We start from the raw sequence: 12350 nt of genomic DNA, 5'->3' as shown, positions 1-12350 counted from the left end.
ACAGATTGCTACAGATTGCAATCACCCACCCTAAACCACAGTACAAGCAACAAAAGCTATGACTTTTAATTATCAAGTTGGTGGTAGTCTCCCTGCGGATGCGCCTAGCTATGTGGAGCGCCAATGCGATCGCGACTATTACAACCTCCTTAAGGAGCGTAAATATTGCTATGTGTTTAACTGTCGGCAGATGGGGAAATCGAGTTTGCGGGTGCGGGTGACGCATAAGTTGCAAGCGGAGGGGATTGTGTGCGCGACGATTGATCCGCAGAAGATTGGGGTGGAGGTGACTTGTGAGCAGTGGTATGCCAGCGCGATTCGGAGTTTGGTGGGGGATCTGGATTTAAAAAGTAAGTTTGATTTGCGGAGTTGGATTAGGGAACGGGAATTGCTGTCACCTGTGCAGCGCTTTGCGGAATTTATCGAAACAGTGGTGTTGCAGGAGATTGATGCGCCGATTGTGATTTTTGTGGAGGAAATAGATCGCCTATTGAGTCTCAAGTTTGGCATGGATGATTTCTTTGGTTTGGTAAGGTCATTTTTTGAAGATCGTCCGACTAAGCCCGAATATAATCGCCTCACTTTTTCTTTTTTGGGTGTGGCGACACCGACGGATTTGATTCAGAGTCATAATACTTCAGCGTTTAATATTGGCTATGCGGTCGAGATGGCGGGGTTTACGCTGATGGAGGCTTTGCCTTTGATGCAGGGTTTGGCGAGTAAGGTGGTGAATCCGCAGGATTATCTAGCCGAAGCGGTGAAGTGGACGGGGGGACAGCCTTTTCTGATTCAGCGATTGTTGGGAATGATGGAGAAGGAGTTAGCAGGAATTGCACCACCTGAGAATATTGTGGGCTGGGTTGAGACTCTAGTACAGGAGCGGATTGTCACGAATTGGGAATCGCAGGATGCGCCACCACATTTGACGACGATTAGGGATCGCGTGATTAGTGTGGAGGAGAAGTTGCGGGGGCGGATGTTGGGTTGCTATCAGCAGGTGTTGGCGGATGGGGAGTTGGAGGACGATCGCAGTGAGGAGCGATCGAAGTTGCGGTTGACGGGGTTGGTGGTGCGACGGGATGGGCGGTTGATTTCCTATAATCCGATTTATGCGGCGGTGTTTAATAATGCTTGGGTGGAGGGACAGTTAGCAGATTTGCGTCCAGAGTTTTATGCTTCGGCGTTTCGGGCTTGGCGAGAAAGTGATGAGCAGAAGGAAGCCTTTTTGTTGCGGGGTCAGGCGTTGGTGGATGCGGAGGCTTGGGCTAAGGGGAAAAGGTTGAGTGATGAGGATGATCAGTTTTTGCGGGATAGTCGGGAGGTGGAGAAGCGAGAAAGCTATCTCAAACTAGAGGCAGAACAACAGGCGCGGGAGGTTGCGGAACAGGAACGGTTAATTGCGCTTAGGCAACAGGAAATAGCTGAGGAAGAGGCAAGGATTTTAGGTGATGCGAAGCAAAAGGCAGATCGCAGGGTGAAGGTTGGTTCTGCAATTTTGGGGATGACTTTGTTATTGGCAACGGGTGCGGGTTTATGGGCGGCGCGATCAGTGAATGAGTCAAATCTGAAGGTTGCTAATACTCAGAAAGATGCCGAGACTAAAGTGAAGGATGCCGATCAGAAGGTATATGTTGCAAATAAAGAGGCTGAACGAATTGGCGAGAATGCAGAAAAAGCAAAGAGAGATGCAGCGCAGGCAGTGAGAGATGCGCTGGAGAAGAAAAAAGAAGCGGATGAGAATGTTGATGTAGCAAAGAGGAATCTAGAATTAGCTAAGGCTGAGTTAGAGAATGTGGTTCAGACTTCGGAAGCACAGGTGGCGGTGGCAGTGGCTAAGATTGCGGATGCTGAGAGTAAGGTTCAGGAGGCGTTGGCGCAACAGGCTATAGCAAATCAAAATGTGAAGGATGCTAATAATGATATTAAGTTGGCGGATGTGAGATTAAAGACTCTTGAAGCTAGAGCTGATTTTCAGGATGGGCAAACAATTGGGGCTTTGCTCAAGACGATCAGTGCAGGAAATAAACTTAAGGAGTTAGATCCTTTGATAAGGGAAAAAGATAAGGCAAATACACAAATGATGGTGACAGCTAATTTATACCAAATCACAAAAGAGAGGCAACAGATAGAGCATCCAGTATGGAATCTCTACCGACAAGAGAAGCAATTACAGATTTAGTCATTTCGGAGAGACGATTCTTGACCAAAAGCCGCAACTCATCCATATTTTTGGGTAAAGAAAATCTCAACCCTTGCTTCAAATGTAGCCAAACCCGCTCAATTGGGTTTAATTCTGGAGAATGAGCAGGCTGAAATATCAAAATGATATTGTGAGGTAATCGTAAACGCTTAGCCCGATGACAACCAGCCTGATCAACTTGCAAGATAATTATGCTGTCTGCAAATTTCTCTGATACAAGGTCTAGAAATATTTGAAAACAGTCAGTGTTGAGATGACTAAATTCATAGAAAAAGCTTTCTCCCGTCGCAGGTTCGACGATGCCGTATAACCATGTAGCCTGAAACTGCCACTGGACTTTTGCCTTGGGTTTGACCCCACGAGCCGTTATTTTACGACCACTGATGGTTTTCAAACCAATCCTTGTTTCGTCTTGACAAAAGAATCGGACTTTTCCCGTTAATCCCAACACGGTCACGGCATACCATGCCACCATGGCTAGGTTATCCGAGAGTTTTTTTTATATTCCTCGCGTTGCCCTTGGTTTTGACTGGCGCTATAGGGACGGGCTACCTTTGGTTTTGCCTTCATTCGGTAATGCACCAAGTCATGCACATTTTTATAGGTACTTTCGATTCCTAGTTTTTCCTGTAGCCATTGTCGTATCTCTCCGTAGCTATTAAATCCTTTTTCCTGTTGCAGTTGTTTGTCCAGTGCTTTTTGCGCCCAATCTGGGATTTTGGGTATTCTGCCTACTCTTGGTTTATGGCTTAGTATTCCTGCTATTCCTCCCTCTCGATATCCTCTGATCCACTCTTGCACTGTGCTACGGTTTCTCCCGATTAGTTGAGCGGCGGCTTGCACTGTGCCAGCTTGCTTGCTTTTCAGTAAGTACAATACTTGCACTCGTTCTTTATCTGAGCCTGTTTTCTGCCGCCCTAGCATCTCTTTTAGCTCTTCTTCGCTTTCACTTATTTCTAATCTATATACCCCTGCCATTTTGTTATCCTCTTTCTCCTTTTTCTCTTATATCATCTGTTGCCTCTTCTTTGTGTTTTGGTATTATTGCGATTTGTGTATGGAATCCGAGAAATAAACCGCTTTCCCACCGTTGGAGATGTCGATAGTGTAGCTTTTAGTCCTGATGGCAAAATGATTATCGCAACGGATAGTTCTGATACCACTTTCAAATTATGGAGTCTTGATGGCAAAGAAATCCGATCTTTTGATAATAAGGGCAGTGTTCGTAGTGTAGCTTTTAGTCCTAGTGGTAAGACCATTGCAGCAGCGAGTTCCAATAGTATCAAATTGTGGAGTCTAGACGGCAAGGAAATCCGATCCTTTAAGCATGAGGAGGGAGATGTCGCAAGCGTAGCCTTTAGTCCTGATGGTAAGATAATTGCCATAGGAAGTAACAAAGCTATCAAATTATGGGGAATAGACGGCAAAGAAATCCGAACTTTTGAGCGTAGCAAGGCTTTCGACATCGCCTTCAGTCCCGATGGCAAGACGATTGCATCAAGTGATGTGAGCAAAAACGTCAAGTTGTGGAACCTCGACGGAGAAATAATTAAAACCTTTGAGCATAGTGATGAAGTTTATGGCATTGCCTTTAGTCCCGATGGTAAGATGATTGCCACAGGAAGTGGAGACAACACTGTCAAATTGTGGGATCTCGATAAAGAAAAAGTCATCAAAATCTTCAAAGGGCATAGCAGTAGTGTTATAAGCGTTGCTTTTAGTCCTGATGGCAAGACGATTGCATCAGGAAGTTGGGACACTACTGTCAAATTGTGGGATGTCAATCTCAATACTTTCTACGTTGAAGAAGTAATCCAAACCTTTAAAGCGAGTAGAAATAGTATTTTAAGCATTGCTTTTAGCCCTGACGGTAAGACTATTGTGACAGGAGGTGAGAACTGGCGGGATGTTCACAGTACTGTCAAATTGTTGAAACTGAGAGAAAAAGAGAGCCAAACCCTCAAAGGGCATAGCAATACCGTCAATAGAATAGTCTTTAGTCCCGACAGCAAGATGATCGCTACTGGCAGTTGGGACAGAACCGTCAAATTGTGGAATCTGGAAGGGAAAGAACTCCAAACCCTTAAAGGACATAGCAATACCGTCGATAGCATAGTCTTTAGTCACGACGGCAAGATGATCGCCACTGGCAGTTGGGACAGAACCGTCAAATTGTGGAATCTGGAAGGGAAAGAACTCCAAACCCTTAAAGGACATAGCAATACCGTCGATAGCATAGCCTTTAGTCCCGACGGCAAGATGATCGCTACTGGCAGTTCGGACAGAACCGTCAAATTATGGAATTTGGAAGGGAAAGAACTTCAAACCTTCAAAGGGCATAGCGATATTGATAGCATAGCCTTTAGTCCCGATGGCAAGATGATCGCCACTGGTAGTTGGGACAGAACCGTCAAATTATGGAATTTGGAAGGGAAAGAACTTCAAACCTTCAAAGGGCGTAGCGATATTGATAGCATAGCCTTTAGTCCCGACGGCAAGATGATCGCCACTGGTAGTTGGGACAGAACTGTCAAATTATGGAATTTGGAAGGGAAAGAACTTCAAACCTTCAAAGGGCGTAGCGATATTGGTAGCATAGCCTTTAGTCCCGACGGCAAGATGATCGCCACTAGCAATAGGGACAACACCGTCAAATTATGGAATTTTGATGACCTAATGGTGAAGGGATGTAACGGGTTGCGTGATTACTTGACTAACAACCCCAATGCAACCGATGAGGAAAGAGCAGCTTGTCAAGTAATACCAATTCCAAAAATGGCGTTGCCATTTTTGGAATCTTAAAACCCTACTGGGTTTGTTTTTTAATTCACTGAAGTGTTGGCTCACTTCAGTGAATTGGTATTAAGTGGCATTGCTTCAAGGCAAAAGTAAAAAGGAAAAAATTTGGATTAAACTAGAAAAATAAATGGCAGAGTAAAAATATGAAAGCGACAATAACAATTGAGCAAAAGATTATCGAACTTGTCAGAAGTTTACCCCTAGCCAAACAGAAGCAAATTTTAGATTTTGCTGAATTTATTTGCAGTCAAAACAAACAAAAAGACACCTTAAATAACGATAATAAACCCATATCTGCCCTAGAACTAGCAGGCGATCTCATCGGTTCTCTCGATGTCGGCGGCGATCTTTCCCTCAAAAAGCATGAACTCAAAAATCAAAACTCAGCATGAGCCAGCAAATTATCCTCGATGCTAGTGTTTTTGTCGCACTGATCGATCGCCGTGACTCTTATCATAATTGGGCAGTTCGCGAACTAGCCAAAATTTCACCACCATTAATCACCTGCGAAGCCGCCATCACCGAGACTTGCTTTTTACTCCAAAGGATACCTTCTAGCAAAGAGATCATCTTCTCTTTCATTGACAAAGGAGTTGTTCAAATTCCATTTCATCTAGATGAAGAGACTCAAAGCATAGAAAAATTGCTTGATCGCTATCAAAATGTACCAATGTCCCTAGCAGATGCCTGTTTAGTGAGGATGTCAGAAATTTATGATAATAGTGCCATCCTAACCTTAGACAGCGATTTCAAAATTTATCGCAAGAATCGTAACGAACAGATTCCTGTAATTATACCTGACTTGTAAACAAGGAAAAAGGAAAAAACTTGTAGGGGTTTTGCATTTGCGCCACCATTCCCCAACACCCCACATAAATCTCCATTTGCAAATGCAAAACCCTCCTCGCCTTCACCGATCGCTTGTCCCTGCGTTGTCAGGTGTTGGAGCCTAGCATTCCCAAATCAAAGGAACCTGTAAATGCCCAGATCTCCGACTTTTTTTGTGAATTAGCAAACTATCTTTGCTGGCTTAGAAAAAGTCGGAGATCTTAGCCTATGCCTTCACCGATCGCTTGTTCCTGCGTTGTCAGGTGTTGGGCATAGCATTCCCAAATCAAGGGAACCTGAGAATTTAGAAATTATTGCGGGAATGCTATGCCCCTACAGATGTTATTCCTTCCTTAATCATCCCCATAAAACTCCGCACCTCCACATTCGCCAAAAAAACCGCATACAAGGCACTGGTCAGCTAATGTGGGATAGATTCTGAAACGTCCATTTCATGTCAATAAACAAGACGTAAATACGTCGATTACAATTTAGTGAACCATTGCCGAAGACAGACAGGCTTGTCAAGGCAAAAGGTAAAAGGTAAAAGGTAAAAATTTTGTAGGGGTTTTGCATTTGCACCGTAAGATAAAATACTGATGCAAACTCTTCTTGTTGGTTCGCGAATATGGTTAATACTCTTCCCCAACAGACAACTAACGAAATGGACGAATGGACTCCACCCATGCCGCCCACAGACTTGATATTTGATGACGGAGAGCCTTTGGAAACTAATCAACACCGAGTAGCGATGAATGTGCTGATTCGCTCCTATCAGCAATATCGTGGTGAAGCGACAGACTATTATGTGGGTGGCAATATGTTCTTCTACTACAGCACCACCCAAGTCAAAAATCGTGATTTTCGCGGGCCAGATTTTTTTGTAGCATTGGATGTTGATGGACAGCGCGATCGCCTTGGGTGGGTCGTCTGGGAAGAAGATGGACATTACCCCGACACAATCATTGAACTAATGTCTCCTAGTACTGCCAATGTCGATTTAGGGCTGAAAAAGCAGTTATACGATCGCGTGTTTAGGACACAAGATTACTTTGTTTATAATCCCTTTGAGCCTGATTCATTACAGGGCTGGCATCACCGTGATACTTATCAAGCGATCGCTCCAGATAGCCGAGGGTGGCTATGGTGTGAGTCCTTGGGCTTGTGGCTGGGTACTTGGCAGGGAACGATTGACCGAGAGACTTTAACTTGGTTACGTTTTTATGACTCATCTGGAGCTTTGGTGCTATTGCCAGAGGAAGCTGCCCAGCAACGGGCTGAAGCTGAGGCGCAACGCGCTGAAGCTGAGGCGCAACGCGCTGAGGTAGAAAGGCTTAGGGCTGAAAGGTTGTCGGCTAGACTTAGAGAGTTGGGGGAAGATCCTGACTGTCTGTAATACTAATTCATGACAAAATATCCCTGCAAACTGTAAAACCATGCCCCAACTCATTCCCACCGAACTCGAAGACGGCAGCATCATTTATTTTCAAGTCGAAGGAACTACGACGAATTTCACCTCTCACGACCGTGATTTATTTGTCGGTGATAAAGCGCAAAATGCCGCCAAAGAAAAAGCAATTCAAAGTTTTCATGCCATGCAAAGCCTCGTGCGTGGCTACACCGTCAACACACTCAAAGCCTTTCGCAATTTAGGAAGCGCCGAAGTCAGTGAAGTCACCCTAGAGTTTGGCGTAGCATCAGGCGGTGCAAGCTCCAATCTAAAAATTACCGTAAAATGCGTATTTCCCAAGAAGCCAGAATAACTACAAGCACCACAAATCTCCCAGCGATCGCCTACACTAGTAACAAATCTTTACGCCAGCTAAAGCATAAATCGCGATCGAATGCCAGACCATACCCATATCCACGTTAGAGGTGCTAGACAGCACAATCTCAAGAATGTTGACCTGACGATTCCTCGCGATCGCCTGATCGTGTTTACAGGTGTGTCTGGCTCTGGTAAATCATCCCTAGCCTTTGACACGATTTTTGCTGAAGGTCAGCGCCGTTATGTCGAGTCCCTCAGCGCCTATGCGCGTCAGTTTTTAGGACAGGTTGATAAGCCTGATGTGGACTACATCGAGGGCTTGAGTCCCGCAATTTCCATTGACCAAAAATCAACTTCCCATAATCCACGCTCAACAGTTGGGACAGTTACGGAGATTTATGACTATTTACGGCTGCTGTTTGGTCGGGCAGGTTCGCCCCATTGTCCAATCTGCGATCGCAATATTGCACCCCAGACCATTGATCGGATGGTGGACTCGATTATGGAGCTTAGCGATCGCACTAAGTTTCAACTACTAGCGCCTGTAATTCGTGGCAAAAAGGGAACTCATAAGAAATTATTGTCAAGTCTAGCCAGTGAGGGTTTTGCGCGAGTTCGCATTGACGGAGAAGTACGTGAACTGAGTGACAATATCGAACTAGAGAAAAACAAACTCCATGATATTGAAATTGTGGTCGATCGCCTAGTTCGCAAAGATGATATTCAAGAACGGTTAACCGATTCTCTCGCAACTTGTTTAAAACGTGCTGAAGGGATTGCGATGGTGGAGATTTTATCCTCATCCCCAGACCCTAAATCTGAGAAAGTTAGCAATCTACTAACTTTCTCAGAAAACTTTGCCTGTCCTGAGCATGGCGCAGTTATGGAAGAACTATCGCCACGTATGTTCTCGTTTAACTCTCCCTATGGCGCTTGTCCAGCCTGTCATGGATTAGGAAGCATTAAAACCTTTAATCCTGATTTGTTAGTTCCCGATCCATCTTTACCTGTTTATGCAGCGATCGCACCTTGGGCAGATAAAACCCATACCTACTATATTTCGCTTCTATCTAGTGTGGGCGAATATGCTGGTTTTGAGATTACTACACCTTGGGAAAAGCTATCTCAGGCACAGATAGATATTATTCTGCATGGCACTACCGAGAAGATTTTAATTAAGCCAGACTCACTCTATCGTGAGCGCAGTGAGGGATATTACAAACGCTATGAAGGGGCAATCTCCATACTCGAACAGCAATACAAAGAGGCGGGAGAATCGCAAAGGCAAAAACTCGAAAACTATCTGATCGAAGAGTCTTGCTCAACCTGTGACGGAACAAGACTGAAACCCGAATCTCTCGCAGTTCGGATTGGGGGGTACAACATTAATGATTTTGTATCAGTCCCAATTGGAACTTGTCGCGATCGCTTAAAAAATCTCGATCTTGATGCACGAACTCGCCAAATAGGCGATCGAGTATTGCAAGAAATAGAAACAAGACTGCAATTCCTGTTAGATGTAGGTTTAGATTATCTCACCCTCGATCGCTCTACCATGTCTCTATCTGGTGGTGAAGCCCAACGCATCCGTCTTGCGACCCAGATTGGTTCAGGCTTGACAGGCGTTCTTTATGTATTGGATGAGCCGAGTATTGGACTCCATCAACGCGATAACTCACGACTTCTCGCCACATTAACCAAACTGCGCGATCTCGGTAATACTCTAATCGTAGTAGAACATGATGAAGAAACTATTCGTGCTGCTGATTATCTTGTCGATATCGGACCTGGGGCGGGAGTGCATGGCGGTAGAATCGTGGCGCAGGGGAGTGTTAAAGAAATTGAGCAAACCTCTGAATCGCTCACAGGTGCATATCTCTCCAAACAAAAACAGATTTTTACACCTGCGGAACGACGCGAAGGTAATGGAAAACATCTTGAAATCTGTAATGCCTATCTGAATAATCTTAAACATATCAATGTCCAGATTCCTCTTGGGAAATTGGTATGTATTACAGGTGTATCAGGCTCTGGTAAATCCACCTTAATTAATGATTTACTCCACCATTCCCTTGAGCATAATTTTTCGCGCAAAGTGCCAGTTCCCAAAGGCATTGATGAAGTTAAGGGACTGAAGCATCTCGATAAGTTCATTGTCATCGATCAATCACCAATCGGACGCACACCCAGATCTAATCCTGCCACCTATACAGGGCTATTTGATGTCATTCGCGAAACCTTTGCGCTAACAACGGCGGCAAAAACGAGAGGTTATAAAGCAGGGCAATTCTCTTTTAATGTCAAGGGTGGACGTTGTGAAGCTTGTTCTGGACAGGGTGTGAATATTATCTCAATGAATTTCCTTCCCGATGTCTATGTGCAGTGCGATGTTTGCAAAGGCGCAAGATATAACCGTGAAACGCTACAGGTGAAGTACAAAGAGAAGACGATCGCCGATGTGTTAGATATGACTATCGAAGAAGCGATGCATTTCTTTGAGAATATTCCTTCTGCTCATGCCAAATTAGGGATGCTGGTAGATGTGGGTTTAGGCTATGTGCGTCTTGGTCAGTCTGCTCCCACGCTTTCAGGTGGTGAAGCGCAACGGGTCAAGCTAGCCACAGAACTAGCGCGTCGAGCTACAGGCAAAACCCTCTATCTCATTGATGAACCGACTACAGGTTTAAGTTTTTACGATGTACATAAATTATTAGATGTAATGCAGCGCCTAGTCGATAAAGGCAATAGCATCATTACGATTGAGCATAATCTCGATGTGATTCGTTGTGCTGATTGGGTGATTGATTTGGGACCAGAAGGAGGCGATCGCGGTGGTGAGATTATCGCTGAGGGCACACCCGAACAGGTCGCCAAGGTCAAAAAATCCTATACTGGCAAATACCTCAAAGAAGTATTAGCTGAATATCCACGCAGTAGCTCCTAACTATTTACATCCCATGTCTAATGTTCATCCGTTTATCCGACTGACTCGCTATGCCCGTAATTATCGCCAACAAATTTGGACAGCGACAACTTGCTCGATTTTAAATAAATTCTTTGATTTGGCTCCGCCAGTTCTGATTGGGGCAGCGATCGATTTGGTGTTACAAAAAGAGAACTTTTGGGCAAATCCCTTTGGGGTGCAAGGATTAGCAGCCCAGTTGCTAGTACTTTCGGCTATCAGTGGAGTGATCTGGGGCTTGGAGTCGATTTTTGAGTATGCCTATGCGCTCCAGTGGCGTAACCTTGCTCAGACGATCCAGCATGACTTGCGCCTTGATGCCTATCAGCATTTACAAGAGTTAGAGCTAGCTTTTTTTGAGGAGCGGAGTTCAGGTGGATTGATGTCAATTTTGAGTGATGATGTCAATCAGTTGGAACGGTTTCTAGATGGTGGTGCAAATGAAGTAATTCAAGTTTCGGCGACGATTCTGTTGATTGGTGGTGCATTTTTTTTAATTACGCCAAACGTGGCTTGGTTAGCGCTGTCGCCAATGCCATTTATTTTATGGGGTTCGATTTGGTTTCAGAAGTTCCTTGCCCCACGCTATGCGGAAGTTCGTGAAAAAGTGGGACTGCTGAACGGGCAACTATCGAATAATATCGGTGGAATCACGACGATTAAGGCTTTTGTCACAGAAGCCTATGAACGTAAACGGATAGAGAAGGAAAGTAATCAATATCGTCAAAGTAATCGCAAGGCGATCGCCTATAGTGCCGCATTTGTGCCTTTGATCAGAATCCTGATCTTTATGGGATTTATTGCAATTCTCTATTATGGTGGCTTGGAAGTACAGGCAAACAGGCTGTCGGTGGGTAACTACTCCGTGATGATTTATCTAATTCAGCGACTTTTATGGCCGCTCACACGCTTAGGTGAAACCCTCGATCAATACCAAAGGGCAATGGCTTCAACTAACCGCATTCTCGATTTATTAGATACACCGATCGCAATCCATTCAGGCTCACAGGTACTAAATTCTGTCGTTACTGGCGATATCCAATTAAAGAATGTTACTTTTGGCTATGCTGCTAACTACCCAATTATAGAAGATCTATCTTTAGACATTTCCGCCCATAAAACTACCGCGATTGTCGGAGCAACGGGTTCGGGCAAAAGTACTTTGGTAAAGCTGCTCCTACGTTTATACGAAATTCAATCAGGGAATATCTTTCTCGATCGCATTGATATTCGCGACTTAGAATTGCGATCGCTACGTTCTTGCATGGGCTGGGTGAGCCAAGATGTATTTCTATTTCACGGTTCAGTTTTAGAAAATATTGCCTATGGTTCTTTTGAAGCAACTGTGGATCAAATTGTTGAAGCTGCCAAGATTGCTGAAGCCCACGACTTCATTCAAACCTTGCCCAAGGGTTACGATACGATCGTCGGTGAGCGGGGTCAAAAGCTATCAGGTGGTCAGAGACAGCGCATTGCGATCGCCCGTGCCGTGTTACGCAATCCACCGATTTTAATTCTCGATGAAGCAACTTCGGCAGTTGATAATGAAACGGAAGCAGCGATCCAAAAGTCTTTAGAGCGAATCACCAAAAATCGCACCACGATCGCGATCGCTCATCGTCTATCCACCATTCGCAATGCCGATCGCATCTATGTAATGGATCAGGGCAAAGTAGTAGAAATAGGAACTCACGATCAGCTAGTTGCGAACAATGGAATCTACACAGGTTTATGGAATTTGCAAACAGGACAAACCCATATTTAAAGAAAAAGACTGCCCTTTGGGCAGTCTT

10 protein-coding genes are annotated in these 12350 nt (G+C 44.6%); 8 read left to right on the top strand and 2 right to left on the bottom strand.

Annotation, left to right across the window (positions count from 1 at the left end):
• The first annotated feature begins 58 nt into the window (after positions 1 to 58).
• Positions 59 to 2179 (top strand): AAA-like domain-containing protein, encoded by a 2121-nt coding sequence (locus ABM313_RS21495; RefSeq protein ID WP_434685171.1) that lies wholly within the window; start codon positions 59 to 61, stop codon positions 2177 to 2179.
• Here ABM313_RS21495 and ABM313_RS21490 read toward each other — a convergent pair.
• A complete protein-coding gene (locus ABM313_RS21490) occupies positions 2106 to 2675 on the bottom strand; it encodes an IS630 family transposase (RefSeq protein ID WP_434683804.1) in 570 nt (189 codons plus the stop codon). The genes ABM313_RS21495 and ABM313_RS21490 overlap by 74 nt on opposite strands.
• Positions 2676 to 2677: 2 nt before the next feature.
• Positions 2678 to 3178, bottom strand: a complete 501-nt coding sequence (locus ABM313_RS21485; protein WP_434683803.1) for a helix-turn-helix domain-containing protein — start codon at positions 3176 to 3178, stop codon at positions 2678 to 2680.
• Between the two features lie 75 nt (positions 3179 to 3253).
• Here ABM313_RS21485 and ABM313_RS21480 point away from each other — a divergent pair, with 75 nt between their 5' ends.
• The 7 genes from ABM313_RS21480 (at position 3254) to ABM313_RS21450 (ending at position 12322) form a co-directional block, all read left to right on the top strand.
• The gene (locus tag ABM313_RS21480) at positions 3254 to 5002 is read left to right on the top strand and encodes a WD40 repeat domain-containing protein (RefSeq protein WP_434685170.1); all 1749 of its coding nucleotides are present in this window, start codon (positions 3254 to 3256) and stop codon (positions 5000 to 5002) included.
• 140 nt (positions 5003 to 5142) lie between these two features.
• The gene (locus tag ABM313_RS21475; RefSeq protein WP_434685169.1) at positions 5143 to 5391 is read left to right on the top strand and encodes a hypothetical protein; all 249 of its coding nucleotides are present in this window, start codon (positions 5143 to 5145) and stop codon (positions 5389 to 5391) included.
• A complete protein-coding gene (locus ABM313_RS21470) occupies positions 5388 to 5807 on the top strand; it encodes a type II toxin-antitoxin system VapC family toxin (RefSeq protein WP_434685168.1) in 420 nt (139 codons plus the stop codon). The genes ABM313_RS21475 and ABM313_RS21470 overlap by 4 nt, the downstream gene beginning before the upstream one ends.
• Positions 5808 to 6455: 648 nt before the next feature.
• The gene (locus tag ABM313_RS21465) at positions 6456 to 7223 is read left to right on the top strand and encodes a Uma2 family endonuclease (protein WP_434685167.1); all 768 of its coding nucleotides are present in this window, start codon (positions 6456 to 6458) and stop codon (positions 7221 to 7223) included.
• 40 nt (positions 7224 to 7263) lie between these two features.
• Positions 7264 to 7590 (top strand): CU044_2847 family protein, encoded by a 327-nt coding sequence (locus tag ABM313_RS21460; RefSeq protein WP_434685166.1) that lies wholly within the window; start codon positions 7264 to 7266, stop codon positions 7588 to 7590.
• Positions 7591 to 7671: 81 nt separating this feature from the next.
• Positions 7672 to 10539, top strand: a complete 2868-nt coding sequence (gene uvrA, locus ABM313_RS21455) for an excinuclease ABC subunit UvrA (protein ID WP_434685165.1) — start codon at positions 7672 to 7674, stop codon at positions 10537 to 10539.
• A 13-nt stretch (positions 10540 to 10552) separates the two neighbouring features.
• Positions 10553 to 12322, top strand: a complete 1770-nt coding sequence (locus ABM313_RS21450) for an ABC transporter ATP-binding protein (protein ID WP_434685164.1) — start codon at positions 10553 to 10555, stop codon at positions 12320 to 12322.
• Positions 12323 to 12350 lie beyond the last annotated feature (28 nt).

The sequence above is a fragment of the Pseudanabaena minima str. Chao 2107 genome, from assembly GCF_051131155.1.
In the GTDB taxonomy this organism is placed as follows: Bacteria; Cyanobacteriota; Cyanobacteriia; order Pseudanabaenales; family Pseudanabaenaceae; genus Pseudanabaena; species Pseudanabaena minima.
This window is presented reverse-complemented; position numbering and strand designations above follow the sequence as displayed.

Bases quoted from the DNA above. Each gene is read 5' to 3' on its own strand.
- ABM313_RS21465 (WP_434685167.1), top strand. From the start codon at position 6,456: ATGGTTAATACTCTTCCCCAACAGACAACTAACGAAATGGACGAATGG.
- ABM313_RS21470 (WP_434685168.1), top strand. From the start codon at position 5,388: ATGAGCCAGCAAATTATCCTCGATGCTAGTGTTTTTGTCGCACTGATC.
- uvrA (WP_434685165.1), top strand. From the start codon at position 7,672: ATGCCAGACCATACCCATATCCACGTTAGAGGTGCTAGACAGCACAAT.
- ABM313_RS21460 (WP_434685166.1), top strand. From the start codon at position 7,264: ATGCCCCAACTCATTCCCACCGAACTCGAAGACGGCAGCATCATTTAT.
- ABM313_RS21490 (WP_434683804.1), bottom strand. From the start codon at position 2,675: ATGGTGGCATGGTATGCCGTGACCGTGTTGGGATTAACGGGAAAAGTC.
- ABM313_RS21475 (WP_434685169.1), top strand. From the start codon at position 5,143: ATGAAAGCGACAATAACAATTGAGCAAAAGATTATCGAACTTGTCAGA.
- ABM313_RS21450 (WP_434685164.1), top strand. From the start codon at position 10,553: ATGTCTAATGTTCATCCGTTTATCCGACTGACTCGCTATGCCCGTAAT.
- ABM313_RS21485 (WP_434683803.1), bottom strand. From the start codon at position 3,178: ATGGCAGGGGTATATAGATTAGAAATAAGTGAAAGCGAAGAAGAGCTA.
- ABM313_RS21495 (WP_434685171.1), top strand. From the start codon at position 59: ATGACTTTTAATTATCAAGTTGGTGGTAGTCTCCCTGCGGATGCGCCT.